At 47.6% G+C, this 25,743-nt stretch carries 27 protein-coding genes; 20 read left to right on the top strand and 7 right to left on the bottom strand.

The window, feature by feature from the left end; translation table 11 throughout:
- Positions 1–92: 92 nt before the first annotated feature.
- From IPP66_10835 to IPP66_10780, 12 genes are all read left to right on the top strand, one after another.
- Entirely contained in the window at positions 93–1,355 is a 1,263-nt protein-coding gene (locus tag IPP66_10835) for a TIR domain-containing protein (protein ID MBK9925777.1), read from the top strand.
- A 223-nt stretch (positions 1,356–1,578) separates the two neighbouring features.
- Positions 1,579–2,106 carry a DMP19 family protein gene (locus tag IPP66_10830; GenBank protein MBK9925776.1) on the top strand — a complete coding sequence of 176 codons (528 nt, stop codon included), beginning with the start codon at positions 1,579–1,581 and terminating at the stop codon, positions 2,104–2,106.
- Between the two features lie 318 nt (positions 2,107–2,424).
- The gene (locus IPP66_10825) at positions 2,425–3,483 is read left to right on the top strand and encodes a CPBP family intramembrane metalloprotease (GenBank protein ID MBK9925775.1); all 1,059 of its coding nucleotides are present in this window, start codon (positions 2,425–2,427) and stop codon (positions 3,481–3,483) included.
- Complete coding sequence (locus tag IPP66_10820) at positions 3,480–4,358, top strand: transglutaminase domain-containing protein (protein MBK9925774.1); 879 nt, start codon at positions 3,480–3,482, stop codon at positions 4,356–4,358. The genes IPP66_10825 and IPP66_10820 overlap by 4 nt, the downstream gene beginning before the upstream one ends.
- 75 nt (positions 4,359–4,433) lie before the next feature.
- Positions 4,434–5,258, top strand: a complete 825-nt coding sequence (locus IPP66_10815) for an MBL fold metallo-hydrolase (protein MBK9925773.1) — start codon at positions 4,434–4,436, stop codon at positions 5,256–5,258.
- A 142-nt stretch (positions 5,259–5,400) separates the two neighbouring features.
- Positions 5,401–6,216: a CPBP family intramembrane metalloprotease gene (locus IPP66_10810; GenBank protein ID MBK9925772.1), complete on the top strand. Its 816-nt coding sequence runs from the start codon at positions 5,401–5,403 to the stop codon at positions 6,214–6,216.
- A gap of 88 nt (positions 6,217–6,304) precedes the next feature.
- Positions 6,305–6,751, top strand: coding sequence for a GNAT family N-acetyltransferase (locus IPP66_10805; protein ID MBK9925771.1), 447 nt, complete (start codon positions 6,305–6,307; stop codon positions 6,749–6,751).
- A 151-nt stretch (positions 6,752–6,902) separates the two neighbouring features.
- Entirely contained in the window at positions 6,903–7,691 is a 789-nt protein-coding gene (locus IPP66_10800) for a DUF4145 domain-containing protein (protein MBK9925770.1), read from the top strand.
- Positions 7,692–7,866: 175 nt separating this feature from the next.
- A complete protein-coding gene (locus IPP66_10795; protein MBK9925769.1) occupies positions 7,867–8,586 on the top strand; it encodes a toll/interleukin-1 receptor domain-containing protein in 720 nt (239 codons plus the stop codon).
- Positions 8,587–8,650: 64 nt separating this feature from the next.
- Positions 8,651–8,938: a hypothetical protein gene (locus IPP66_10790; GenBank protein MBK9925768.1), complete on the top strand. Its 288-nt coding sequence runs from the start codon at positions 8,651–8,653 to the stop codon at positions 8,936–8,938.
- Between the two features lie 69 nt (positions 8,939–9,007).
- Positions 9,008–10,396, top strand: coding sequence for a hypothetical protein (locus IPP66_10785; protein MBK9925767.1), 1,389 nt, complete (start codon positions 9,008–9,010; stop codon positions 10,394–10,396).
- Between the two features lie 342 nt (positions 10,397–10,738).
- A complete protein-coding gene (locus tag IPP66_10780; protein ID MBK9925766.1) occupies positions 10,739–11,200 on the top strand; it encodes a DUF1801 domain-containing protein in 462 nt (153 codons plus the stop codon).
- Between the two features lie 55 nt (positions 11,201–11,255).
- Here IPP66_10780 and IPP66_10775 read toward each other — a convergent pair whose 3' ends face one another.
- From IPP66_10775 to IPP66_10755, 5 genes are all read right to left on the bottom strand, one after another.
- Positions 11,256–11,567, bottom strand: coding sequence for an acylphosphatase (locus IPP66_10775; protein ID MBK9925765.1), 312 nt, complete (start codon positions 11,565–11,567; stop codon positions 11,256–11,258).
- Positions 11,560–12,789 (bottom strand): hypothetical protein, encoded by a 1,230-nt coding sequence (locus IPP66_10770; GenBank protein ID MBK9925764.1) that lies wholly within the window; start codon positions 12,787–12,789, stop codon positions 11,560–11,562. Before IPP66_10770 ends, IPP66_10775 begins: the two co-directional genes overlap by 8 nt.
- 1 nt (position 12,790) lies before the next feature.
- Positions 12,791–13,708, bottom strand: coding sequence for an AEC family transporter (locus tag IPP66_10765; GenBank protein ID MBK9925763.1), 918 nt, complete (start codon positions 13,706–13,708; stop codon positions 12,791–12,793).
- 182 nt (positions 13,709–13,890) lie between these two features.
- Entirely contained in the window at positions 13,891–14,916 is a 1,026-nt protein-coding gene (locus tag IPP66_10760) for a HEAT repeat domain-containing protein (GenBank protein MBK9925762.1), read from the bottom strand.
- A 3-nt stretch (positions 14,917–14,919) separates the two neighbouring features.
- Positions 14,920–16,422 (bottom strand): site-2 protease family protein, encoded by a 1,503-nt coding sequence (locus tag IPP66_10755; GenBank protein MBK9925761.1) that lies wholly within the window; start codon positions 16,420–16,422, stop codon positions 14,920–14,922.
- Positions 16,423–16,595: 173 nt separating this feature from the next.
- On the opposite strand from IPP66_10755, the gene IPP66_10750 reads away from it, so the two are divergent.
- Positions 16,596–16,943, top strand: a complete 348-nt coding sequence (locus IPP66_10750; GenBank protein ID MBK9925760.1) for a histidine triad nucleotide-binding protein — start codon at positions 16,596–16,598, stop codon at positions 16,941–16,943.
- Positions 16,944–16,981: 38 nt separating this feature from the next.
- Here IPP66_10750 and IPP66_10745 read toward each other — a convergent pair whose 3' ends face one another.
- On the bottom strand, positions 16,982–17,842 hold the full coding sequence (locus IPP66_10745; protein ID MBK9925759.1) for a LysM peptidoglycan-binding domain-containing protein: 861 nt from the start codon (positions 17,840–17,842) through the stop codon (positions 16,982–16,984).
- A 64-nt stretch (positions 17,843–17,906) separates the two neighbouring features.
- Complete coding sequence (locus IPP66_10740; GenBank protein MBK9925758.1) at positions 17,907–18,920, bottom strand: NAD-dependent epimerase/dehydratase family protein; 1,014 nt, start codon at positions 18,918–18,920, stop codon at positions 17,907–17,909.
- A 48-nt stretch (positions 18,921–18,968) separates the two neighbouring features.
- On the opposite strand from IPP66_10740, the gene IPP66_10735 reads away from it, so the two are divergent.
- From IPP66_10735 to IPP66_10705, 7 genes are all read left to right on the top strand, one after another.
- Positions 18,969–19,754 (top strand): hypothetical protein, encoded by a 786-nt coding sequence (locus IPP66_10735; GenBank protein ID MBK9925757.1) that lies wholly within the window; start codon positions 18,969–18,971, stop codon positions 19,752–19,754.
- Between the two features lie 106 nt (positions 19,755–19,860).
- Positions 19,861–20,670 carry a site-specific DNA-methyltransferase gene (locus IPP66_10730; GenBank protein MBK9925756.1) on the top strand — a complete coding sequence of 270 codons (810 nt, stop codon included), beginning with the start codon at positions 19,861–19,863 and terminating at the stop codon, positions 20,668–20,670.
- Positions 20,671–20,690: 20 nt separating this feature from the next.
- On the top strand, positions 20,691–20,948 hold the full coding sequence (locus IPP66_10725; protein ID MBK9925755.1) for a hypothetical protein: 258 nt from the start codon (positions 20,691–20,693) through the stop codon (positions 20,946–20,948).
- Entirely contained in the window at positions 20,932–21,915 is a 984-nt protein-coding gene (locus IPP66_10720) for a hypothetical protein (GenBank protein MBK9925754.1), read from the top strand. Before IPP66_10725 ends, IPP66_10720 begins: the two co-directional genes overlap by 17 nt.
- 16 nt (positions 21,916–21,931) lie before the next feature.
- Positions 21,932–23,314 (top strand): PDZ domain-containing protein, encoded by a 1,383-nt coding sequence (locus tag IPP66_10715; GenBank protein ID MBK9925753.1) that lies wholly within the window; start codon positions 21,932–21,934, stop codon positions 23,312–23,314.
- A gap of 79 nt (positions 23,315–23,393) precedes the next feature.
- Positions 23,394–24,635 carry a C39 family peptidase gene (locus tag IPP66_10710; GenBank protein MBK9925752.1) on the top strand — a complete coding sequence of 414 codons (1,242 nt, stop codon included), beginning with the start codon at positions 23,394–23,396 and terminating at the stop codon, positions 24,633–24,635.
- A gap of 71 nt (positions 24,636–24,706) precedes the next feature.
- Positions 24,707–25,660: an SUMF1/EgtB/PvdO family nonheme iron enzyme gene (locus IPP66_10705; GenBank protein MBK9925751.1), complete on the top strand. Its 954-nt coding sequence runs from the start codon at positions 24,707–24,709 to the stop codon at positions 25,658–25,660.
- Positions 25,661–25,743: the final 83 nt, after the last annotated feature.

Below are 25,743 nucleotides of genomic sequence, written 5' to 3'. Positions count from 1 at the left end.
TATGTGGGAGAAATTTCCGTATAAGTCCCTACAGGGGTGGTTATACGGAAAGTTTCCGTGGAATACATAGTTGGGCAGTTTGAGGTATCAAAATGGGTTTTCGATTAAATACTTTTCTTTGTTACTCATCATACGATAAGTTGCCTGCACAGGAAGTATACAAACGCCTTTCGGCTTACACATGGATAAGACCTTGGCTGGTATTTGGTTCCAATTGGGAAAAACAAATTGAAAATACTGTCAACGGGGCGCACGTAGTTATATTTCTTATATCAAAGCAATCATTTTCTAAACAAGGATACTTAGAAGATAATTTTACGCGCACTCTTAAGTTAATAGAAGAAAGCCATAAAAAGTTATTTCGCGTTATTGCTTTGCGTTTAGATGAGTGCGCATTGCCTGAGAGTTTACAATATCTGATACGGCGAGATTATTTTAGCAAGAGAGATTATTTCAGCAAAAATGGACATGAAGATTTAATCAACTACCTACGCATATTCAGCGGCGAACCCGCAATCTACACAACAGGAAGTGAAACTGCCCCACTCGATTCTGCTCAATTTCCAGTTTCGCGTCCCTCGAGTTTTTATGAAAATTTGGATTGGCATAAGTATGTTAATATTCCCGAAACAACTAAAGTCAATTATTCCTTCTCAATACGAAAGTTTCATATAACCAACGAGCAATATATACAATTTCTCCATGCCAACGATTATGCTAAAGATATTTATTGGATAAATTTTCCGAAATTTGATGAGAACTGCAACTATATTGGGAATTGGGGTGATGCAGGCTTGAAATGGCTAAAAAATGCGCTCAAAAATCATTCGTCGCTCTTAGAAAAATATCTAGATTGGTATTGGTATGAGCCACCGATAGGAGCAGGTTTAGACTATGATTACCGTCAACCTAACCATCACGCACAAGTCTCTTGGTTCGAAGCAAATGCTTACTGCAAATGGTTTTTGCGTCACTGGAAAGAATTACCAGACGCGGAAAACCTTTCAAGCATGATGCCCGCAAATTCAAATTTTGATGTTCGCCTTCCATTGGAAACAGAGTTTCATGTCGCAGTCAAGTATGATGATTTGAGCCGCGTATCGCTTGATCCAACTCTACGCCTTTTTGCAAAACGCCATCCTGGGCTTTCATTAGACATTTCCGCAACAGATATGCTTGCAAATTGTTACGGAAAGAATCTTCCAGACTCACTAGAATATTGTGATGGCTATCTGTATATTGATGAATATACTCGTGAGCTTGCACGAGTATCCTCCTATGGATCGTTTCAAGCAACTGGAGATTGGATGGGTTGCGGTTTTCGTCTAGTAATCACAGAAGTAGAGCAAGGCTAGCAACCTCAAACAGGTGTCTAATGCGCAAACACTGCCCAACAAAGCGTGCAGCCTACGCTGGGGATTCTGCGCACATCTCAAGCAGTTTTCTACGCCTTGTCATTTTTCCAATCGGACGGCGTCCCGCCGCCCGCCCCAGCGCAGGTAACGCAAACCGTTGGGCGGCTTCGCCAAGAGATTGTCAGGAAAGCATAAAAAAGTTTAATTAGTCATCGAGTCGAATATGGAAACAGTGATTGAACACATAAAAATTGATGATGAGTTCATCAAGAGTAATGATGACCCAATGAAGATTATTTCTCCCGTTTGGTGGTCTGCCACTATATATGACGGCGAAGAAAAATATAATGAAAGCCTTGCACCTTTTTCTAAAGAGCAGCGGAATGTCTATGCTTTGTTGTGGTATTTGGCTGAAGTAGAGAATGGTGGACATGACCAGTTTTATTTCAACTCCACAGGCATTGTATGGAAAGATGCGCTTTTGTGTAGCAAAATTTTAGGGCTTGATGAAGTTTCCAAAATCATAGAAGAATCTGCCGTCAAAATGGGCGGCGAACCAAGTTTGGACAGAGAAGCAAGGCAAGAACAGTTGGATAAATACGAGCCAGATTTTACCGAATTAGACTCTCGGCTTTATGAAATAGACAATCAAATCTATGAAAGAATTTATCAATATGTTCTCGAAAATAAAAGGGCATTTTATTTCAATGACAAAATAAAGATACCGAAACGATGGGCAAAAAAGCAGTAAAGTTTCCAGTTCAAAACCGCCGCCCAACGATGAGCAGCAGTGTCAAGGGCTAGGGTAGAAAATGGATGGAGAAAGCCTGATGCCATGAAAAGGCATTGGGTTTTTCTTTTTAAAGGAGTTCTTGACACTGAACATGCGGCCTCACCATAGACGTGAACAGTCAGGCCTTTACATTACCAAAATAAAACCTTTTTTATTTCTCGGCGTATGTAATGAGATCGTCGCGTTCTTGCATGGCACGCAGACACAATATGTCTTACAAGTTCTCCATGAAAGGCGGTGGGATCAAATCAACTTATTCAAAAACGGAGAAATATCATGTCAACAATTGAGGTACAAAACAAGCCATCCGCCCGACAACGCCGCTTGACCGCCATACTTGAAGTGTGTGGTGTGTATATGGTGGGACAATTAATCGCATTTATTCTCATGAAGGTATTGGGGGTCGAAGTACAGAATCCCATCACGGTGTTAACCGCCAACCCAAATGCAGACTTACTAGAGATGTCCAAGAATATGGTGTCCATACTCTTCTTGCAGTATGGCGGCATCATGTCCCTTGCATTGACGATCGGCTGGTGGCATCGCAAACGACGCATCTCCGAGTACGGTGTAACCAAAGCCAAACAACCCATCCTCAAACAAGTAGGGATCGGCGTTGTGCTTTTTGCCGTTGCGGACTTACCCGTCAAGTTACTCGTAGCCATTGACCATATCATTCCGCTTGGCGCAAAGGCTGTGACGCAAAATATCGCATCCATGTTGGACTGGAGCGATTTCAGATTCTGGGTCTTCATGGCAGTCGGCAGTTTCCTGCTGATCCCGTTTGTGGAAGAATTTTTCTATCGGGGGTATGTGCAGGTGCGTTTAGGTGAAGATTTTGACGCCCCTACGGCTATTCTAGTCGCGGCCTTATTCTTTGAATTCTCTCATGGGCAGTATTATCTTACGCTTTCCCCTTGGACAGTAGGAATGTTGCTCACAGGACTGTTCTCGTCGTTGGCATGGGGCTTTGTCTTTTACCGAACACGCTCCCTGATCGCGCCCATCGTAGCGCACGTCCTTATAAACTTCCCTACACGCGGAATGGCTGACTTCCTCTTACCCATCGCGATGCTTGCCATTATTGTGATCTACCGCAAGCAAATTGTCGAAGAATTCCAGACATTTGGCGCAATGTTCAAGTCGGATATCGTCTCAAAAGTTGGGACGGCACTGGCAAGCATTTTCATGGTCATCTTTGCAGTCATTGTTGCAACAGCCGAAGACATGGCTATCTTATTCAGTATCGTTGCTCTAGTCATTGCACTTGTGTTGGAAGTCATGGAAAAACGCAAGTTAAAACAAAACGAAAAGCTGGCAAAAATTTCATCATGAACAAAGCAGTAAAACGTTTACTCTTCATCTCATTAGGCGTTATAGCTATGCTCGTAACAACTGGGACAGCCTTCAACTGGTATCTATCCAGCCGTTCGTATGATCCCAACTATGATTATCTGTCTGTGCTCAAGTCCTCGCCTGCATATGATTACACCGAAAAAGCTGATGTCACTTTTTCGTATCAATCGAAAGATGACCCCGGTCTTGTGAACTTACGAGAGCTGTATCATCTAGGCACTATCGCTGGCACAGGGACAGACCTTGAAAAATCACAGAACATGTTGAAATGGGTTCAGGAGACGATCAGGCATGATGGCAGTTACCCGCTTCCGTCGAAGAGAGACGCGATCTCACTCATTGAGTACACTCAAAGCTCGGGGCATGGATTAAATTGTAGAGGGCTGGCGATCGTCCTGTCGGAATCCTTATTAAGCGTTGGGGTCAAAGCCCGCTTCGTAGAACTTCTACCACGCGATTTTTCATCCGAGAGTCATGTGGTCACACTCGCCTATCTTTCAGAGTTAGATCAATGGATGTATCTCGACCCCACCTATCAGGCCTATTTTGTGGACGAGACGAATCATTATCTGGATATTGCTGAGATACGCTCTGGACTCATCACTGGAAGCCTTTTACAAGCGAACAGCTCGATCAATTACAACGGTGGGCCTGTGGACGTGGACTATCTGCATTATCTTGCGAAGAACTTTTATCGCTTCGCCAGCCCGCAGGTTTCTGCCTTTGGCATTGACTCGTCGCCCGATCGAAAAATGGTCACACTGAACCCGATGGGCAATGACAGCGGCAGAAGGAATCCATTTGCAAAGAATCAGGTGATCCATAACCCCGATGTTTTTTGGGCGAAACCATAAACTTGCGGCCGATTCAACTTATATGAGATAATCCGCCGCGCACGTAGAAACTCTTAATATGAAAAGGATAAAGTAATGAAGCGTTTTGTATTTTCTATTTTTGTGATCGCACTGATCGCAAGCATTCTCAGCGCCTGTGCCGCACCGACGGAGGCTCCTACCGCCACCCCACTCCCTGCGCCAACAGAGACGGCCACACCAGAGCCTCAGCCAGCCATCACGCTCTACTATCAGGGTAACGCCCAGTTTGAAATTGTCAGCCCTGAAGGTATACACGTTTGGTTCGATGTCATTGACACGGGTCAGTTTACAGCCCAACCAACGGCAAATGATGTACTCCTGACCACGCACGCCCATACCGATCATTACGATGCTAAGCTGGCGGAATCTTTCCCGGGCCAACAACTTACCTTTCAAGAAGGCGAAATCACTTCATCTGATGTAAAAGTAAAGTCCATTGTCGCTGCGCACAATTCGTACGATCCGTTGACACCCGCCGATAAAGGCACCAACTACATTGAGATCGTTGACGTGGCGGGTCTGCGCATCGCTCACTTCGGCGATATCGGGCAAGATGCATTGACCGATGAACAACTTCAGGAGTTGGGAGATGTGGACATTGCCATCACCCAATTCGAAAACAGCTACAGCGATATGACTGTTGAAAACAAAAAAGGCTTCAACTTGATGGACCAGTTGAAACCGAAGTTGATCATCCCTACCGCGCACGCGAATCAGGCAGGGATCGCTTTAGCCGTGGAAAAGTGGAAGGGCTATGTGTACACCGACACTGGCGGTGTGAGCATCACCAAAGCCGATATTCCTGCAGAGCAGAGCATTCTCATCTTTGGCCCGCTGGCGTACGCGTACCAATCCATGTTCAAATTGCCCAGCTGGTAAAACTGTAAATCTCAGATGTAAACTTTTGACACCCGTTACCAAACTTCAACAGATTGGAAACGGGTGTCATTGATTAACGATGTCATTGCGAGGAGGGTGCTCTTCCCCGACGAAGCAATCCCATTGAGGAAGGCGTTGATGCATGAAAAAAGTATTTACATTGTACACATTGGGAATCGTTGCAGTTGGCTTGGCGATCTGGGAACCAAACTTGAAATGGTTATCGCCACTAGTGTATTTGCTCGTTTTCCCTGTGTGTGCCATCTGGTTATGGCGCAGTGAAGGGCGGACTCTGCAAGACCTGGGCTTGAGTCGAAGCGGGGACGCATGGAAGCAGTCCTTAAGCTGGGCCATTGGACTGGGACTGATATTTCCCGTGCTGATCCTGTTGGCGCAAGTTCTCTTTGGTTGGGTAACACTGACGCCTCGTGCTCTTGTGTATGGTGAGTACCCAACATACATTCTTGTGCCGGGCTATATCGCTTTTGTTTTGGTCAAAATGTTCTTTATTGCCGCGATCGAGGAGTTCGTCTTTCGCGGCTTTTTCCTCCAGCGACTTGCGCTCGGCATGAACATGGTATGGGCAGTGTTGTTATCATCCGCGCTGTGGAGCATCGGGCATCTTGCATCAATGGTCAGTGAAGGGTTACCCCTCTTTGCGATAACACTGGGCATGTTGACATTTATCGTATGGGGAACTGCGTTAAGCATCGGCTATTTGCGGACTGGGAAATCGCTCTGGTTTCCTTTCGGTCTGCATTATGGTTTGAATATCAGCTTCAGTTTACTGGGAGGCTTTATTCTGACAAGGTATCAGGCTCCGCAATGGTTGGTAGGCACTCCTCCGTGGATGCCTGAGTCGGGAGTGTTGGGTCCGCTGATCTGGTTGCTGGCAATCGGAGTGATTTGTAAAATTACCAGCCGCCTGACACTTTCGAATCAAGTGGTGGTTGAGTAGCCCGAAGCGATAGCGAAGGGCGTACCGAAACCACAACCAACGAATAACCTTTTGTCCAAACTGCTAGAAAAATTACCCGGGAGCAGAAATGATTCGAGAAGTAAACACACAAGACGCCAATGACATGGCTGAATTGCTCAGGCAATTGAGTTCGTCTGATGAGGCAAGCGTTACCGAAGAGACGGTGGCTGCGATCAAAGCAAAAATCGCGGACATGTCACAGCTGGAGCACATGATGGTCTTTGGATATGAACTGGATGGAAAAATAGTCGGGACCTGTACCCTCGGAAGAGTGGAGGGATTATCAAAGGGATGCCGTCCATTCGCGATCATTGAAAACGTGGTCGTGCTGGATGCGATACGAAGCCGGGGAATTGGCAAACAATTGGTGCGCCATGCAATGACGCAAGCGGAAAAATGGAATTGCTACAAGGTGATTTTAGAGACAGGAACAAAAGACGAATGGAAACTGCGGTTTTATGACAGTTGCGGTTTAACGCGCGGCGGCAAGACAGCCTTCATGAAAAGGTTTTAAGCACGCTTTCGCTTTGCGCGGAAATCAAAACGGTTGTATAGTTGAGGCATGCACGGGAAAGATATTCCGCATATGACACCCTACAGGGTAGTTATACGGAAAGTTTCCGTCTAATACATAGTTCGGCACTTTGTAATGAAAAAGGGAATTTATGTCCGACAATCATTTCAAGCCAATCGGAAAATTTTTTTCTGATAACTGGAAAAGTTTGCTTTTCCTTGTTGTATGTTGGTATTTCGGTATAAAAATATTCAACTTGGGATATTCAAATCTTGACTTATCAAAGCCAGATGAAATCAAGCCGTTATTTTTGACAATCTCTGCGTTTGGAATTCTCTTAATCTTGCTTCCTTTTTTCAAAAGAGTGAAAGTTGGAGAAATTGAAATAGAGAGAGAAATAGAACAGGCAAAGAAAGATTTAACCGAGTTCAAGAACGAGACTAGAAATACAATTTCTATAATGTCGAGTCAAATCACAGCAGTCGCAAGTATTAGAAACCAGAATCAAGTTACAGTTTATGTTCCTGGCTACGAAGAAGCGAAGGCTGACTTAAAGCAAAAGACATCACAGGCAGTAGAAAAGGAAGCGGAAGAAATAAAAGATGAATTCCTAGAAAATCAAGATACGGCGATGTCTGTTTTGAAAATAAGAGTTCAACTTGAGTATTTATTACGAAAACTTCTTGAAAAACGGGTTAGCGTGAGTGACGCATCCAAAGGCATTAAGTTTATGTCAATGTTGCAAATGACAAAAGAGTTTTTCCAATACTATCCAGATTACAAGTACCTGCAAAAATCCTTTGATTATGTTAGAGAAGTTGGTAATGCAGCGGCTCACGCTCAAGTAATTCCCGAATTTCAAGCGCAAGAAGCATTGGATATTGGATCAAGGCTAATTGCTATTCTGAAAGACATCGCTCAACAAGAAGGTGTTTTATAAAATCGCACCTAACAAAGCGTGCACTTGATACTGGGGATTCTGCGCACATCCCAAGCAGTTTTCTACGCCTTAGCCTTTTTCTGGCTGGACGGCTTCGCCGTCCCTGCCCCAGCGCAGTAACGTAAACCGTTAGGCTGTTAATATCATTCATGACTGGATAGTAAGGATAATGAAAATGAATTCTAAAGACGACCAAGTAACAACAATTCATAACGAAGTCTTTAGTTTGGAGGAAGCCGCCAACCGCTTTGATGGCTCACCAATAATTAAACGTTTTGGGACTTGGGCGGTAACCACATATGGCGTGGAATGTCTCAGCACGCGTTATCCTATTTCATTTAAAAGGATGAGCGAAACAGATTGGATGTCTCACGTGAAGGAAAAAACATGGGTCGTCATAGATGATTTTGCAAATGCCTTTTATTATGCAAGCGAAATTCAAGAAAGAAGAAAGCTCTTTGTGAAAGCGGGAAAACCGCTGAGAGTGTTTTTATGCCATGCGAAAGAAGATAAACTCGTCGTTAGAAAAATATATTATGAGTTAATTGCTAATGGTATTGAGCCTTGGCTTGATGAAAAAAGTATCCTGCCCGGTCAGAATTGGACTTTGGAGATAAAGAAAGCTGTAAGAAGTAGCGACGTTGTTGTCATTTTCTTATCTAACAAGTCAGTTGATAAAACTGGGTATGTTCAAAAGGAGATAAGAATTGCACTTGACGCAGCAGATGAGAGGCCCGAGGGCAAGATATTTCTAATACCAGCCAAGATCGAAGAGTGTAAAGTTCCAGATAGATTGAGCAGTAGGCAATGGGTAGACTTGTATTCTCAAGATGGATTTGAGCTTCTTATACAGTCCCTTTATGTTTGTGCTCAAGACGATGCAGAAACAACCTAACAATGCGCGCAGCCGTTGGGCAGTTCCTTGTAAAACACAATTAACAATCCATCAATAACAGAAAATGGAAAAACAACTTCCGTCTGAACTGTCCGAGATTATGAAAGAGTTACCCGAAGATTCAAAACTCATTTCACTAGATTTTTGGTCTATGGGATGGATCGCTTTTTTGGAAACAACAAACAGACAGTTCAAGTTGGTTTCAGACCGTGGCTACATTGACACTTATGAGATTGCCGAAGGGAAGGCTCAATTTATTCTTCCACCCGAAAGCCAGCGATTATTTATAAGTTCTGCACAAATCGCATTGCTAATTAAAGAGGCAGTAGTTATTAAAAACGGGAAGGCATAAAACTGCCCAATAACGCGTGCTCTTGGCGCTGGGGCAGTAAGTCAAAATGGTTTCAAGTGAAAACAAAACATGCACATTGATGATAGCAAGTTTAGTGAGCGTGAAAAGGAAGTAACGGGACTTCTCTTACAGGGCAAAAGCAACAAACAAATTGCCCTGTCGCTCGGTATTTCTGCAAGTACCGTTGAATACCACCTGAAAAATATCTACAAAAAACTTCAAGTAAGCTCAAGAACTGAGGCAGTTTTACGCCTGGGGAAATCCATAGGTGAGGTTGTCCCAGGTGAATTAAGGAAACCCATAGTTGATATAAATAGCGAATCCACCGAAAATGGCGTCAAAACCATTTCACGGAGGATCCCCATGAAAAACTTGTTTTACATCGTTAGCGGTGGTTTGTTTACAACCTTATTGGTGGTGGCACTCGTGCTTGCTAACTCGCCTACTCAAAAATTAGCCCTTACCCCAACCCTGTCAGCAGAGCAAACATCCGTAGTATCAACTGAAACGCTTTTGCCTCTAACGCCAACGATTACGTCAGAGCCTGCGGTACCTACAAGCACAATACAAGTATCAGCATCGGCAGGGGATATAGCACACTTCCTCACTGAAAATTATCCCGATGGAACCAAAATTGAAAAAGGTGTAACTTTCACTAAAACGTGGAAACTTCAAAATAATGGTTCGACTACATGGACAACAGATTATTTTCTGGTTTTGACCGACTCTTTCCATCCGCTGGGAAAAAGCCTAAACGAACCCTATCAAATCAAATTGCCAAAATCTGTAAATCCAGGTGAATCTATAGAAATTTCCGCAGATTTTACTGTCCCTGATATGGATGGGGTCTACGAAATCCATTACAAACTACAAAATGCTAATGGACAAACAGTATCTGGCGATGGCAACACAGTTTGGTTGAAAATCGTCGTTGGAAATGCCCAATTGGGTAGTAATTCAGTTCAAGCAGGCAACGTGACAATGACTTTGGTCGATGTTCAAAAAGGCGAGATTGTTACTAACGTTGAGGTTTGCGCCCAGTTGCCCGATACACGAGATTGGAATTTGAATGGTGTTATGCTTATTGCGGGCAATGTCCAAAACTCGCTTTCAGGATATATGCTCAAGAACCCGAAAGACGCATCCACATATTCAAGCGCATATCGTTGTTATGTCGTTGAATTTCCTGTCGGTATAAGTAATTATGGCACTTCGCCTGTCAGTATATCTATTAGCAATATTCGCGTTCCCGCTGAAAATAATCTTGCGGCAAATTGTGTTCGCGCCAAGCAAGAATTAGCAGCACAACATCCAGGATTAGATTTTACATGCGGGTCTGCTGGCTTCTATTACACCAATCCAAAAATTCCTTCTGGAATGAGTGAAAGCCAAGCAGATCAAATCATTATGGATGCGCTGGAACAAGCAATGTATGGCAATTGGTTATTGAGCGAGTAGGCGTTTCCAAAAATGCCCAGTCAAAGCGCTAAGTGCACGCTTTGACTGGGCGATGCTCGCTGGAGGCTCGTTCGCCCGATCTGCGGTACGCTTCGCAGTCAAGCAGTTTTCTAGCTGGACGACTTCGTCCCCTCACCCACTCCACTTCACACCAAATCCCTGAAACTCGCCCGTCACATCTTCCTACTCCACTTTGGCCTCGTCCACGCGTGCCATGCGCGGACCTTCCTGCATCCATTCGATGAAGCGCTCCATGTTTTCGCCCCTTCTGTTCAGAATCTCCTTTATTCCACCTTGACGAAATAGAACATAAATTCTACAATCTCACAAAGGAGAATACTCATGAAAAAAACAACCGTTTCATCTAAAAGCAAGGCCGCTCAGAACAACACTTCGGTTAAAGAGTTTATTGCTTCGTTAGAGGATGAACAGTTGGTAAAAGATTGCCAGGTACTTATAGAAATGATGCAGAGAATAAGTGGGCAGAAGCCAAAGATTTGGAATGCGGGCACTATCGGGTTTGATACCTACCACTATAAATACGACAGCGGGCGCGAAGGCGACGGTCATGTTCTTGGCTTTCATCCAGGAAAAGGCAAGACTACCATTTACCTGATGGACGGCACGGCACGCTATTCTGAATTGCTGGCTAAGTTAGGTAAACATACCACTACTGGATACTGTGTTTATATCAAACGGCTTGGCGATGTAGAGATACCGACCCTTGAGCAAATCATCCAAAAGTCATATGAGAATATAAAGTCTCAAGACGGACACATCAACCAAATATTATGGCAAAAATAAGCAGTTCTGCCTTACCGATATGACCCGATACGGCTGCAACACCGACATTATCCCCTCACCCGCTCCTCTTCACACCAAATCCCTGAAACTCGCCCGTCACATCTTCCCACTCCACTTTAGACTCGTCCACGCGTGCCATGCGCGGACCTTCCTGCATCCATTCGATGAAGCGCTCCACGTTTTCGCGCTCACCTTCTGCGATGGCCTCGACGGTGTCATAGCCCACGTTGCGCACCCAGCCAGTGATGCCGGTGATCGTCCGCGCGGCGTATTCCACGTGGGCACGAAAACCAACGCCTTGCACACGTCCCTGCACCCATATGTGCGCGCGGACAATGTCAGATGCGGGTTTATGTTTTTTATCCATTTGAGTCTCCCTTCTTTTTCATTGAGGAGCCAATTGCACCGATCAACGGGAAGAAGATCACCATGCATAACAAAACCAGATACGGAGCCAATCGCACAAATATTGAGGAGGCGCTGGTTTGTCCGAGTGCATTGACATGCCAATCCCGTTCGAGTTTGGCGAGCGTCACCCCGAAGGCGCGTTCGGTTCCGCGTTCACAGTCCACGCCATCGGCGTAGGCTTTGGCGAGAGTCAACAAGCCGTCTGCACCGTACTGTCCGCGCAGGTAATTGGTAAAGGATCGGGACTCAGCATAGGCCAGAAACGCTGTATCAATTTGCGGGGAGAAGGAAGCGCACAAGTCCCTGATGGGGATCAATGCGTTACGTGATGTAGCATCCTGTAGAACACTGTCATAATCGGGATTCGGATAGACCTCCGCAAGCATGGCAATGCCCTCACGCAACCAGGCAGGGATGTTCTTATATCCCGCGCCGATCTGGCGATACAACATGATGTGCATGATCTCGTGCGGAATGCGTTGCTCCATGACGGCGTTTTGATTCACATCCCGCTCAACCGTGACCATGACCACACCCGCCGCAGAATCGGCATGGCCTGCCGCCCAGGTCTCTGCGCCATACAACGTGCCGCGCAGATCGTTCCCATTTGCGTAGATATACACATCAATCGGTTGTGAAAGATCTGGAGGGAACACACCGGCAATCGTTTGAAGCCCCGCCTGCCCCGCGTTCAAGGCAGATACGCCAAACTGCTGGTCACCGTTATACCAATGGACGTGAAGCGCATCGGCATCGAGCGTTTGCCACGAGAAGCGATCATCGTCATAACGGATCGAGCCTGTGGCGCTTTGCACAATGCTCCCATCGGCCAACGTCAATTCATATCGCCATAGGACGGTTGTGAACGGCCGCAAAATATTTTGCCGCGTATCAAAACGATATTCTGAAATACCCTGCTCGTTGAACGTAACAGGTTCTACATGCGTGATGATCTGCGTACTATCGTGAATGAGGATGGATGCTTTTTGGATCTGGACTGGGGAATTCAGCTGTGCAGTGAACGTGACAAAATCCCCAAATTGATAGAAGGCCGACATCTGCATGTCGATTCCTGCCTGCTCCTTCGGCACGGTCAGGGCGGCGGCCTGTGCCTGCTTCGCGTTCAACAGAATGAGCGCTACGCTGACAACTGAGAGAACCCACCGACACGGCGATTTCATTTCATCTCCCTAAAAACACAAGCAACGGCGTCAACGTGAGCGGACTCAACAACGTGCTGACCAGCACAACCGCCGCGACAAGTTTCGTATCGAGGTGATATTCCGATGCGAGAACCGTGGAACTGACCATACTCGGCATGGAGGCCTGCGTGATGGCTCCCTGACGGGCAAAGCCTTGCATGCCAAATATCCCAGCCACCAAGAGCGCAAGCGCAGGTGCAACGAGCAGACGCATGGCCACGCTCAATTGCAAGGCTCGCATATTCTTCGAGAATTCAACTTTTGTCATTTGCAAGCCAAGAAGTACAAGCATGGCAGGGATCGTCCCACCTGAGGCAAGTTCCACAGCACGGTTGATGGCAAGAGGAAGTTCGACGTGCAAGGTATTGACGATCAACGCCAGAAGCACCGCGTACAATGTTGGCACTTTGAACAAGCCGAGCAAAGCGTCCTTGAAGTTCATGTGTCCCAAAGAAGCAAGCAAAACGCCGAGAGAGTAGAACAACAAAGTGGTCGTCACAAAATAAATACCTGCATAAGGCAAAGCCTTTTCCCCAAACGCGAATGAGACAAGCGGCAGACCGTAATTCCCTGTGTTCGCAAACATGGATGTTACTATGACCGAGATCAATGCAGGCCGTTCCAGTTTCAACAACTTCCCGAAAAGGTAAGTGAGCAATCCCACCGTCAAAATAATGGATGTCGAGAACCCGATCACAATTGCGGCCTCGCTAAGTTCAAGCTGATTCTTGATCATCAAGTCGAAGATCAAGACCGGGCTGAACACATAAAAGACCACCCGCCCCAAAGCCTGCGCATCGACATGTAGTATCTTTCCCAGCGCAAAGCCAGCCCCTCCGAGCAAAATGATCGGAAGGATGTTATTGGCAAACGTAGAAAAAAGTGTTGAAAAAGCCATGGGTTTACCGCCGCATAAAAATCACGGAGATTATATCGTCTCCGTGATTGTGTTTAATATACTCTTACTTACCGGAGTGCGTCGCACCACACGGATAGCTCCATCTGATAAACAGGCGGGGCTCAAGTTGCGAACGTATCCTAATCCCAAGAGTGCGACGCACCCTCTAGGGCAGCAAAAACCTACTCGTCTTCTTCCCCATCAAGTTTCTCGAGGTCTTCAAGGTCTTCGAGTTCTTCAAGGCCATCGATCTCGTCAGGGTCAAACGACATCAACTCAAAGCGGTCGAGGTCTTCGGTGAAGGCCAGATTCTCAAGCGCCTCTTCAAGGAACTCGATCAGGTCTTCATCTTCCGTGTTATCGATCAGGGTCTCGATGTAGAGTTGCACATCCTCGCCGCCGATCTGCGAAAGCGACCAGATCGCCGCACTGATCACATCACCATCTTCCTCTGTCTCCAACATACGCAACAACGGCAAACGTGCAGACTTCAACGCAAGCAACCCCGCGCTTTGTATCGCGGCCTTGCGGATCGCATTATTTTCCTCAAGCATCGAACGAAGAACGCGGTCTTCCCAACGGTCATCGGCCGAACGTCCCATTGCGATCAATGCGCTGACCTTCCAATCGTTGTTCCCTTGATCGAAAGATGACTCGACCAACTCGACCACGTCCGCATTGTTGGATGCATATCCAAGCGACTCCAACGCATGACGACGAACACGCGCCTCATCCGACCCGTTGGCTGATTCGAGCAAAGCGGCCTGTAGCTTCCCGTAGGTTTCTTCTGTGATCTCCTCCAGCTCGCCGAGGTCCACGAACAGGTTGAGCGCAGTCGCCGCCTCCGCACGGACGTTCACGTCCGGGTCGTTCTTCAACAGGTTGAGATACGACGGGATCAGTTTCACATCATCGCACTCGCCAAGCAAACGAATGGCCTGCACACGGACGGTCGCTTCTGTATCGTTGAGAATGGCACGCGCGAACTCGTCAAAGTTGACGAGGGTATCTTTCTCAGCCAACGACCGAAGCCCCTCGAGCAGAGACAGCTTGCGTTCCGGTTTGACGCGTGGCCACACTTCCAGTAGAGTCTTCAGTTCGAGAGGTCCAATATCTGAAAACTGTTGCAGGTAGCGGCGGGGAAAATCCTTGCCTGAAGCAAGCAGAGCATCCAGCACTGTTTGAAAGGTTGTGGTTTGAGTGTTCATATCTTATGGAAGGTTTGAGGTGACAGGGTCAATGAAATCGCGCACGTTGATATAAAGCATCAAAGCTAATAGGAGCATCATACCGATCCCGTGGACATAGTTCTCGAACTGATGCGGAATACGCTTGCGGAAGATCATCTCAGGAATGACAAAGATGATACGTCCACCATCAAGCGCAGGGAACGGAAAGAGGTTGAAGATACCGAGACTGATGGAAAGCGATGCGATGATGAACAGTGTTTGCACCGGTTGGTTATACGGGCTTGATGCCGCAGACGGAGATGATGTTTGAGATGTTGCGGCTTTCTCCTGGCTGGCCTTCACATCGCTGGCCACACCCTGCCCTACAATATCGAAGATACCTTTCAAGCCAACGAGACGTCCCTGCTCGGGAGGGATGGTTCCCATGATCAAACGTACAGGCAACGTGACGAGAGAGTTGATCTGTACACCCGTAAAACGCAAACTGTATTTCAAGTTTTCAAGTGGATTGGTGATCGGCTTGAATTCACATCCGGCACAATACGCGATACCGATCATAGGCCGCCCAGCAGCTTCATTCATACGAGGCGTGATGGTTAATTCAAGGGTCTCGCCCTGTCTGTCTACAACAAAGACAGTGGGCGTATCTTTACCGGCAGTTATAACAGTTTCGAGGTCTTTATCACCGCTGAGAGTTTGTCCAGCGCCCGTGCGCAGAATATCGCCCATCTGCAAACCAGCTTGATCAGCCGGGCTGTTCGGCACAACTTCAGTAATGAGAATATCCTGCGGGCCGGTCTCATCAAGCGGCGAAGAAATGATGCCGCCCATCTGGCTGATAATGACACTGATCAATACGACCGCCATCACGAGGTTCATCAACGGTCCAGCAAATAACACAACCAAACGCTTCCATGGCGCGGCGGCGGCAAGACCACCTTCAATGTTGGGGTCGTTCTCACCCTTCGGGCGTACAAAGCCACCAATCGGAAGCCAGTTGATCGTAAAGCGTGTGCCGGGGTGGACTTCTGCGATCACGTCCGTTAGCTGTACGGCACCAAACGTCTTGCCAGCCGTGATCAGTTTCTTTGAAACTTCCGTTTTTACATCGTCTTTCGGCGGGTCAATGGGATTACCATCTTCGTCTACATAAATTTCATCAAGCTTTTGCCCACGGGCGGGAGCTTGTCGCTTTTCTTCATATACAACCGCTTCGATCGAACGCAGGATCAGGCGGCCATCCACCTCGTCCACGGTGATCTTTACTTCGCGGTCAACAAGTTCATCCCATAGAACCGGCATGCGGAAGTTTCGAGGAATCTCCACTCGTTTGCCATTTCGCAAGAAGAAATAGCCTTTTGCGATCCAGAATGCAATTGCACCGGGGGTCGGGAAACCGATACCAAATTCTTCTACTTCCACTTTCACCATTAAGGCGGCAAGGTAGTGTCCGAGTTCGTGAATAATGATCATTCCGCCAAAGGCCAGAATGAAAACCAGCCAGGTTAACATAGTTTCGTTCATGTTTTTTTCCTTCGCGTGGCATTATATCGCCTTTTAGATGGACGACGCCTGAAAGTAAGATATTTCTAACAATGCCACAAGAAACGGTTAGAATTGCGCCCATACTTTGTGCAAATATGCTAAAAGCGCATTTCATCCACATCATTGCCCGCTTTTCAAGGATCAGAGCAAATATGACAGATACATGTATTTTCTGTAAGATCGTTTCAGGGGAGGCAAAAGCCGAGATCGTGTACCGTGACGAACAAGTGACAGCCTTTCGCGATATTCACCCCGTGACGCCGACGCATATTCTACTTATCCCGAATAAACACATCGAATCCGTGAACGCCCTTGAAGCAGAAGATGAGCCAGTCATGGGACATCTCATTGCAATCGCTGGCAAACTTGCAAAAGAAGAAGGGATTCACCAGAGCGGATACCGCCTCATCACAAACACCGGAGCTGATGGTGGCCAAACCGTATTTCATCTTCATCTGCACTTGATCGGCGGACAAAGAATGAAATACCCAATGGGATAGATAAAAGAGACCACCGAAATCGGTGGTCTCTTTTGTACTTATCGCTTCATCAACGGACTATCTTTTAGTTTACTCTTTGGCTGGTTTGACCGATACGCAAAGTACCCCAGCCCCACTCCCCCGAGCAACAACAACAAACCGAATATGCCCAACATGGGAGAACGGCTTCCGCCTTCATCGGTTGTGGTCGGCGCTGGTTCTTGCGACGTCACCGTCTTGGATTGTGCGCCAAAGTCCACAGAAGCACGGTCACCGGCTTTGACATCGAATGTATAGGTGGGATTCATCGTCGGGTTGTATCCATCAGGGATGGCCATACTGACATTGTATTTTCCGGGTGGAACATCTTTAAAACATGCACGGGTCGGTTCTTGCAGATCAGGGTCAAGAGCCGAAGTGGTGTTCTGAGTCTGCGAGTACGAGCCGTTCAAATTCGTGAGACTGACCGCTCCACCGTCGATGCCTAGTTCGATCTCCTGCCGCAAGGCATCACCGTTGATATCGTTAAACAAAAGGATACAGACCTCAGTCGTCCCAGTGAAAGGAGTGGAGGTCACAGCGGGAGGCGTGTTGGTGGGAGCAGGCCCCGGCGTGGGGGAAGTAATCAGCGGAACAAGTCCAACGACCAGTTGTTGACCCTCTGATAGATTACAGTCTTTATCGAGACGTGTATTGTACAGGCGCAACTGAGCGACCGTGATGTTATGAAGCAGTGCAACCTGCGAACAGGAATCACCCGATACAACCGTGTACATGATGCGTCCATCAGGGCCCGGTGTAGCCGTGATAAATCCCTGCTGGTTCGGCGCAGCGGTTACGCTATACGCAGGCAAGGCCATGCCGATCAATAACAAGACCAAAAATAACGAGCTAATAAAAAATAGTTTCCGTATTTTCATCGGCGGGGATTATATCAGGGTACACACAAACCCGTAGGGACGGGCGGCCGCCCGTCCCTACAAATTATTTTCCATATCGTTTCTTGATCTCCGGTAAAAAATATTCATCGAAGAAACGGTTTTCATCGTAATCTGGTTCCCAGCCCCATTCTGTACGCGCGAGGGAATCATCCACATCTTCAGGCCACGAATCGACGATGCCCTGTCGGCGCGGATTGGGTTCGAAGGTGATCTTCGCATCAGGGAAAGCCTTCATCGCACGGTCACGGAACTCCCCTGCTGTGATCGCAAATGCCGCGATGTTATACACTTGATGGTTCAACTTTTCACGCGGCACATCCAACATCATCAACAAAGATTTGATCGCATCGGGCATCGCCATGAACGAGATCTTCGTATCCTCACGCACGAAACACGAATAGGGTTTTCCCTGTGCCGCCGCATGAAGCATCTCGGGACCATAGTCACTTGTCCCGCCACTAGGCAAGGTAAAGGCTGAGATCAAGCCGGGGAACCGGATCCCTCTAAAGTCCAGAAAATGAGGCGGGTTTTCATCCAAATGTTTTTGACCGTTGTACTTGCTGTAGTACATCCCCAATTTTTCGCAATACAGTTTATTACATCCATACATCGTATGCGGAAAATTAAACTCGGTTTCGGTCACAAGCCCGGCCGTCTTCTTCGCTTCAAGACTCGGCATACCATACGCGGCAATCGAACTCGGGAACACAAACTTCACATCTTTGTGATATTTCTCCGAACGATACGCCGCCATCATCAGCAGTTGCATCGTGCCTTCCACGTTGATGCGATGCGCATCTTCACTGGAAACCTCCGCCTTCGAGGAAAGCGAAGCCGCCAAGTGAAAGACCACATCGAAATCATAATCGTAGAAAGTTTTGATCTTGTATACCAGATCCCCTTGCGCGTGCTCCGCCGACATCGCCTTAATGCTATCGGGCAGTGGAGCCAGATCTGATGTTACGATTTTATAGCCCCCACGTTTTGCCAACCCCTGAATAAGAGCCTGACCAATCTCACCACAAGCGCCAGTCACCAGCACAAGTTTTTCGGTCATTCAATCTCCTTTATGTCGAGGTAGAATACCTCTTAATTGTACAACATCATGCAACGTATATTTGTAATATTTCTTTTTGTTGGATTTCTCACACTGACGGCTTGCCTGCCGTCTCAGACGATTCTGCCCACTGAAACTCCTCAACCGAGTGAAACAGCGCTTCCCACCTCAACTGTGATCTGGTTCCCCCCATCAGCCACATCTACGCTGTTGGCATTCCCTACCTACACAGGCACGCCCGAAATGAGCCCCGGTATCGGCGCAGAAATTCTTTCAGACGACTTCTCAGATGACTCCAACTGGGACACTGCCACATCCGATCAAGGGAGCGCTAACATCAGCCGCAACCGTTTATCCTTATTCGCTCAACCGGGCATTACGCTTACCAGCATGAATCGTATTGCGCTCCTCACAGATTTCTACGCCGAGATCACAGTGAATCTTAGCCTGTGCCGTGGCGAGGATAGTTACGGACTCATCGTCCGTTCGCAGGGAAATTCTTTCTATCGGTTTAGCCTCGCCTGTAATTCCATGATCCAAGCGGAACGGATCAAGTCCAATGTACGTTTGGGGTTGCAACAACCCGTCCCCAGCGGAGATGCACCCGCCGGTGCACCCGGTGAAGTACACATCGGTCTCTGGGCTGTTGGCGGTGAAATGCGCCTCTTCCTCAACGGACGATTCCAATTCAGCGTGACAGATATTGCTTTTTCAAGTGGCGGGTTCGGCGTCTTTGCGCGCGGCGGAGGGGATACACCGGTCAGCGTTATATTTTCCGATTTCGTCGTGTATGATGTGAGTTACACAGTACCAACAAAAACGCCCATGCCGTAAGGGCGACCCGTCAGGGTTTAAAAGGGTACTGAGCCTGATATAAAACCATAACGACAATATTTACAACCCCGGCAGTCAAGGGTCGCCCCTACGATATAATCTTCATATGGCCCGAAATAAACTCAACAACCTCACGAATAAAGAATGGCTGAAGTTCCAGAAATCATGGTTCATTCATAACCCACCTCCTCGTAAAAAGGGAGTCTTGGTCCATCCCGCCAAGTACCCTGAGACGATGGCGCAGGAATTCATTGAGTTTTTCACCATGGAAGGCGAAACCGTCCTCGACCCCATGGCAGGGACAGGTTCGACTCTCGTTGCGGCCTTGCGTGCGGGGCGGAACAGTTATGGTATTGAGTTGAATCCTAAATATGCGAAGATCGCAAAGCAGATCATCGAAGATGAACGCAATACGCTTGGTGAAGCGATCATCAATCTGAAATCTGAAATCGTAAATGGGGATGCGGCAAAAATTAACACTTACCAATTACCAATCTTCGACTATGTATTAACTTCGCCACCTTACTGGGACATGCTCCGCGTAAAAGGCGCAGAGAATCAAAAGAAACGCCGCGACTCGGATAAGTTGGATGTCCATTATTCAGATGACCCGAACGATATGGGGAATATCGCTGATTACGAAGAGTTTCTTGGAAAACTGGTTCATATCTATGAGGGGCTAAAACCCTTACTGCGAGAAAAATCCTACATCACGATCATCGTCAAGAACGTAAAGAAGGGCGGGAAAATTTATCCCCTCGCATGGGACATTGCCCGCGAACTCGGCAAGACCTACACACTCAAAGACGAAAAGATCTGGTTACAAGATAACCAACCCCTCGCGCCGTTCGGCATGGGGTCTGCTTGGGTGAGCAATACGTTCCATCACTATTGTTTGCAGTTTAGGAATGATTGAAACTTCAAAAGGAGGATATTATGGATATAAAAAAATCTCTAGTAGATCTGACTAAAGACGAAATTCATGATCGAATGCGTGCTGAGGCAAAGAACGTCGCGTATAGTTACAATGATTATCGTGACGAACTTTTCCACCGTAGTCAAGATGAACATACGAGAGCACTGAATAAGTGGACAAAAATAATGTCTATAGCTACTGTTGTAGTAGCACTTGTGACAATCTGTAATGTGGTGGTGATTATCTTAACAACAGTGCTCAATGCTGTCCTCCCCTGATTTCATCCACCTCCCCTACACCCGTGACCTGACCGAGGGCGGGATCGCGTATGCGCTCCATTCGTTACCCTTCATGTACACGCGGACAGGGAGTTCTATTTATGACCGCTTGCGCAGGACAGTGGCGAGTGTGGCGGTGGAGTTGGCATTTCGGAGGTATCTTGCGGAGCAGAATGTCCCTTTTGAGGTGAAGGGGGCAAAACCGTTCACGGACCCAGAGCGGTATGATGTGTCACTGGGCGGGCGACGATGTGACATCAAATCTTTTTTGATCTCGTATCGCGAACAAGTCATGGAGATGAAACGTAATCCGCAGGTTGTGTTGAAAGCGCCTGCACTTGTTCCTTCGGAACAGAATCTAAGCGAGGGACGTTCAGATAAAGATATTTATCTATTCGCGTTTTTATCGGGTCTTATTGCCGCGTCACAAGAAGATTTGCAAAAAGCAATTTACAAGAAGCAACCGTATCATCTTGTCCATGTGATGCCTGAGGCGTGGATGCGACCGGTGAAATGGAATCCGCTTGGGGCGTTGGTCTTGAAATCGGACTCAGTGGAGACTCAAGTCGTCGAAGTCAATGGGCAGGATGAAAGGCGAGAGACGCGGACCGTCAGTGTGGAGTTGCCGCCCAATACGAGAGTCCAGATCGAGAGTGGATTCTGTTCAGTGGCGTACATCCAAAGTAAGTCTTTGCCGAATGCCCGCATCGGAATCCATAGCCCGTTGCGCAAAGAGACTCACGTCATCGGTGAAATGGATTGGGGCAATATCTGGGTCTATGGCCTGGATGTTTTGCTGGCAGGTTGGCAGACGCATGAGGAGTTCAATCGCCGCGCAAACCCGATCCCGGAAGGAACGCGTGTGTTTCAATATGATCGAACACGTACAAAGAATATGGCCGTCGCTGTATCAGAGCTTAAACCGATCTCTGAGTTGCTGGAACGTGTGAAAGAATGGAATACGTAACCATATAAAGGTATCCATGAAAATAAAACGAATCGCTTTCGGTGCATTGGTCTTATCGTTGTTGGCTTGTAATTTTGTGACACAAATGATCGTGCCACCAACTGCTACACCCGTCCCTACGTTCACACCAACAGTCACAGTAACACCTACACCTACTCAACTTGTCCCAGCGTTCATCCCGCCACAATGCAAGTCGCGGCCTGTAGCGACCCTTTCGCCTGATGATGTCGTGCAACCGATTCAGACCTTCGATGTGAAGGAAATATCGAAGAGCAAACAATTGCGAATCCTTAATGAGATCAAGAGCATTGTGGAAGATAAATATGTTTACCCCGATTACAACGGCAAGGATTGGGACGGGATCGTAGCACGTTACCGTGCCATGGTCGAAGCTGGCATGGAAACACAAGAGTTTTATTTCCAAATGCAAGCGATGATCGACGAATTGCAAGACGATCATTCCTCGTTCATTTCACCGGTCGAAGTGGAAGCATCAGATGCTGAATTGAAAGGGGAATCGGAATTTGTGGGCGTGGGTATTTATAGCAACATAAACCCCGACAACAACAGTCTGGTTGTTATTTCGACCTTTCCCGGCTCGCCCGCCGAATATGCAGGCCTACAATCACACGACAGCATTCTGGCGTTGGATGGGAAACCTATTTCACCAGAAGACACCAGACTCACACGCGGACCGGAATGCACGGCCGTGGTGTTGAAAGTGCAATCACCCGGCGAGGCGCCGCGTGATGTGATCGTGATGCGCACAAAAGTGGAGGGAAATATACCGATCGACGCGCGTCTCGTTTCTACTAACGACGGGTCACGCATCGGCTATATCTTTATCCCATCTTTCTTTGATGAAACCTTACCGCCACAGATCGAAAACGCCTTGAAAGAATTCGGTCAACTCGATGGATTGATACTGGATGTGCGCTTAAACGGAGGCGGGAGCAGTACAGTTCTTTACCCGATCCTTTCCTTCTTTACCGAAGGGAGGCTTGGAAACTTCGTGAGCCGCGATGCTTCACGCCCACTGGAGATCAAAGCCAACCCGGTCAACAATTCACAGACCGTTCCACTTGTGGTGATGGTCGGCGAGGGCACAGCAAGTTTCGGTGAGATCTTCGCAGGTGTTATGAAAGATGCCCGCCACGCAAAGATCACCGGTAAGACCAGCTTGGGAAATGTGGAAGTCTTGCACGGGTCCACGTTTGAGGATGGATCTGTGCTTTGGATCGCCGCTGAGAAATTCGATTCCGCGTTCTCGGATACCGATTGGGAACAAACTGGCATTGTTACAGATATTGAGGCCTATGCTGATTGGACAACGTTCTACTTCGACACCGACCCATCCGTTGCGGCGGCGTTGAAGTTGTTGGGACATGGATTAAATTAGACTCATTCAACTCTGGTAAACTTTCCGCATGTTAAACAGAAACATCCCCGGGGATGACCGTAAAGGTCGTCCCCCTATCATGTCAAAGAGAAATATCGCATTCGCTGGTTTGGGCATTCTTGTGCTCGGCATTCTCCTTTTGCAAATCCCTGCCATCAAGGAACGTGTTGCATGGAGATTCGAAGTCGCAAAGATCTACGTGCAGAATGTCATCAATCCCGTCGGTAGTGTGCCCACCGCCGTTCCCAACCCAACAAGTATCGCAACATCCACGCCGGTGACGCCCACGCAAACCGCTGTCCCGACACAACAGGCAATCGAGACTGTACCAGTCCCCACGTCCACGCTTGAGCCGCTTCCGCCGCAGGCGTTCATCACTTCCCCTCCATACGAAAAACAATCGCCAAATAATTGTGGCCCGGCGGCATTGTCGATGATGCTTCACATCTTTGGCTGGAATGGCTCACAAAAAGATATTTCGGATGTCATCAAACCAGTCACGGGTGACCGCAATGTGAACCCCGAGGAACTCGCATATTGGGTACGCAATTACGCGGGTTGGCTTCGCATCGAGTACCGTGTGGGCGGCGATCTTGATACGCTCAAACGTCTCGTCTCCAAAGGATATCCCGTCATCATCGAAGGTACCACGTCTCTTAACCCCGATGACACCGGCTGGCCTGACGATGATCTATGGGCCGCGCATTATCTTCTGGTCACTGGCTACGATGATGCCACTCAAACCTTCACTGTGCAGGATGCCTATCGAGGCCCCGATCAAAAAGTGGAATACACCAAAACACTGGATGAATGGAAGCCGTTCAACTATTTATATATCGTTCTTTATCTCCCCGATCAGGAAGAGGAGATGAAGGGACTGCTCGGCTCAAATTGGGACCCGGACTTGAATCGCCAAAACAGCCTTGCCGCATCTGAGGCCGCTACTATCACCGACCCATCGGACTCATTCGCGTGGTTCAACCTTGGCAGTAATCTCGTCTACTTTGAGCGTTACGATGAAGCCAATGTTGCATATGACAAGGCGCGTGAACTTGGCTTGCCACAACGCATGTTCCGTTATCAATTCGGCCCGTTCCTCGCCAACTTCCACGCCCATCGAACCGATGATCTGTTAGTGTTGACCGATTACGCTTTACAACGAACACAAATGTCTGAAGAGACATGGCTCTGGCACGGTTGGGCGCTCTATCGCAAAGATGATGTCAAAGGCGCGGTCGAGAACTGGCGCAAGGCATTATCCGTCCACCCGGGATATGAAGATGCTTTGTATGCATTGAGCTTTGTGGGAGCCACGCCTTAGCAATACTATACTTAAGTGACAGCCATCTATCTACAAGGTGGCTGTCACTTTGTGTTAATTCAGGACAATCCATGAAAAAATATATCCCGACCCTATTGTTCATCTTCATCATCACCGCATGCGCAGGGCAGACTCAAACTCCCGTAGTCGAATCAACTTCAACAGTGCCATCTACTTCCACAGCTATGCCCACTGTAGCTCCGAGTGCAACCGTTGAGGTTATTGTCACACCGGCAATTGCGCCAACGGAAGAGCCTCTGAATGTACGTGTGTCATCCATCAACGGCATGCCACAGGTGTATATCCCAGCGGGAATACTTCACATGGGTGGCTATGACGTCCGCGCCGCGCCGGATGAATTCCCTGCTCATGATGTCACGCTCGACGCGTTCTGGATGGACCAACTCGAAGTAACGAATGCCATGTATCAATTATGTGTCAGCGCTGGCAAGTGTACGCTCCCACAAAACCTTGGGTCACAACGAAGACAGGAATACTACAACATCTCTGAGTTTAAAGATTATCCCGTTGTGCATGTGACATGGGGGCAGGCAAAAACATACTGCGAATGGGCCGGTGAGCGTCTCCCCACTGAAGCGGAATGGGAACGCGCCGCACGCGGTGATGACCTGCGAACTTTCCCATGGGGCGAAGATAAATCTGATGAACGATTTACCAACTTCAACTTTATGGTCAAAGATACATCACGTGTAGGGAGTTACCCATTGGGAGCCAGTCCGTTTGGCGTATTGGATATGGCAGGCAACGTCGCTGAATGGACGAATGATTTTTATAATTCCAATTATTACGCAAATGCCGAAACAGTGAATCCACTGGGGCCACAGACGAGTTCCAATTTCTTCCGTGTAGTACGCGGTGGAAGTTTGGGTGATGCAGAGATCAACATCCGCGTATCGAAGCGTTCATCTGTGTTGGGTTCAGATCTAAACGCTTTGGAAAATTCAAAAGAATATCTCGGTGACTTTTCACCACGCATTGGATTTCGCTGTGCAGTGAGTCAATAACAATTCATTAATAACAAGTTATTTAATTGACTCAACGTTTTCCATGTGGTAATATCCAAACACAATTCAATAGCCCCACAAGG

It is taken from the genome of Candidatus Defluviilinea proxima, from assembly GCA_016721115.1.
Classification (GTDB): domain Bacteria; phylum Chloroflexota; class Anaerolineae; order Anaerolineales; family Villigracilaceae; genus Defluviilinea; species Defluviilinea proxima.
Note: the sequence above shows the minus strand (reverse complement) of the source record. Positions and strands in the feature narration are given on the sequence as shown.

Excerpts from the sequence above, each read along its gene's own strand:
- IPP66_10835 (MBK9925777.1), top strand. The coding sequence starts at position 93 with ATGGGTTTTCGATTAAATACTTTTCTTTGTTACTCATCATACGATAAG.
- IPP66_10830 (MBK9925776.1), top strand. The coding sequence starts at position 1,579 with ATGGAAACAGTGATTGAACACATAAAAATTGATGATGAGTTCATCAAG.
- IPP66_10825 (MBK9925775.1), top strand. The coding sequence starts at position 2,425 with ATGTCAACAATTGAGGTACAAAACAAGCCATCCGCCCGACAACGCCGC.
- IPP66_10820 (MBK9925774.1), top strand. The coding sequence starts at position 3,480 with ATGAACAAAGCAGTAAAACGTTTACTCTTCATCTCATTAGGCGTTATA.
- IPP66_10815 (MBK9925773.1), top strand. The coding sequence starts at position 4,434 with ATGAAGCGTTTTGTATTTTCTATTTTTGTGATCGCACTGATCGCAAGC.
- IPP66_10810 (MBK9925772.1), top strand. The coding sequence starts at position 5,401 with ATGAAAAAAGTATTTACATTGTACACATTGGGAATCGTTGCAGTTGGC.
- IPP66_10805 (MBK9925771.1), top strand. The coding sequence starts at position 6,305 with ATGATTCGAGAAGTAAACACACAAGACGCCAATGACATGGCTGAATTG.
- IPP66_10800 (MBK9925770.1), top strand. The coding sequence starts at position 6,903 with ATGTCCGACAATCATTTCAAGCCAATCGGAAAATTTTTTTCTGATAAC.
- IPP66_10795 (MBK9925769.1), top strand. The coding sequence starts at position 7,867 with ATGAATTCTAAAGACGACCAAGTAACAACAATTCATAACGAAGTCTTT.
- IPP66_10790 (MBK9925768.1), top strand. The coding sequence starts at position 8,651 with ATGGAAAAACAACTTCCGTCTGAACTGTCCGAGATTATGAAAGAGTTA.
- IPP66_10785 (MBK9925767.1), top strand. The coding sequence starts at position 9,008 with ATGCACATTGATGATAGCAAGTTTAGTGAGCGTGAAAAGGAAGTAACG.
- IPP66_10780 (MBK9925766.1), top strand. The coding sequence starts at position 10,739 with ATGAAAAAAACAACCGTTTCATCTAAAAGCAAGGCCGCTCAGAACAAC.
- IPP66_10775 (MBK9925765.1), bottom strand. The coding sequence starts at position 11,567 with ATGGATAAAAAACATAAACCCGCATCTGACATTGTCCGCGCGCACATA.
- IPP66_10770 (MBK9925764.1), bottom strand. The coding sequence starts at position 12,789 with ATGAAATCGCCGTGTCGGTGGGTTCTCTCAGTTGTCAGCGTAGCGCTC.
- IPP66_10765 (MBK9925763.1), bottom strand. The coding sequence starts at position 13,708 with ATGGCTTTTTCAACACTTTTTTCTACGTTTGCCAATAACATCCTTCCG.
- IPP66_10760 (MBK9925762.1), bottom strand. The coding sequence starts at position 14,916 with ATGAACACTCAAACCACAACCTTTCAAACAGTGCTGGATGCTCTGCTT.
- IPP66_10755 (MBK9925761.1), bottom strand. The coding sequence starts at position 16,422 with ATGAACGAAACTATGTTAACCTGGCTGGTTTTCATTCTGGCCTTTGGC.
- IPP66_10750 (MBK9925760.1), top strand. The coding sequence starts at position 16,596 with ATGACAGATACATGTATTTTCTGTAAGATCGTTTCAGGGGAGGCAAAA.
- IPP66_10745 (MBK9925759.1), bottom strand. The coding sequence starts at position 17,842 with ATGAAAATACGGAAACTATTTTTTATTAGCTCGTTATTTTTGGTCTTG.
- IPP66_10740 (MBK9925758.1), bottom strand. The coding sequence starts at position 18,920 with ATGACCGAAAAACTTGTGCTGGTGACTGGCGCTTGTGGTGAGATTGGT.
- IPP66_10735 (MBK9925757.1), top strand. The coding sequence starts at position 18,969 with ATGCAACGTATATTTGTAATATTTCTTTTTGTTGGATTTCTCACACTG.
- IPP66_10730 (MBK9925756.1), top strand. The coding sequence starts at position 19,861 with ATGGCCCGAAATAAACTCAACAACCTCACGAATAAAGAATGGCTGAAG.
- IPP66_10725 (MBK9925755.1), top strand. The coding sequence starts at position 20,691 with ATGGATATAAAAAAATCTCTAGTAGATCTGACTAAAGACGAAATTCAT.
- IPP66_10720 (MBK9925754.1), top strand. The coding sequence starts at position 20,932 with ATGCTGTCCTCCCCTGATTTCATCCACCTCCCCTACACCCGTGACCTG.
- IPP66_10715 (MBK9925753.1), top strand. The coding sequence starts at position 21,932 with ATGAAAATAAAACGAATCGCTTTCGGTGCATTGGTCTTATCGTTGTTG.
- IPP66_10710 (MBK9925752.1), top strand. The coding sequence starts at position 23,394 with ATGTCAAAGAGAAATATCGCATTCGCTGGTTTGGGCATTCTTGTGCTC.
- IPP66_10705 (MBK9925751.1), top strand. The coding sequence starts at position 24,707 with ATGAAAAAATATATCCCGACCCTATTGTTCATCTTCATCATCACCGCA.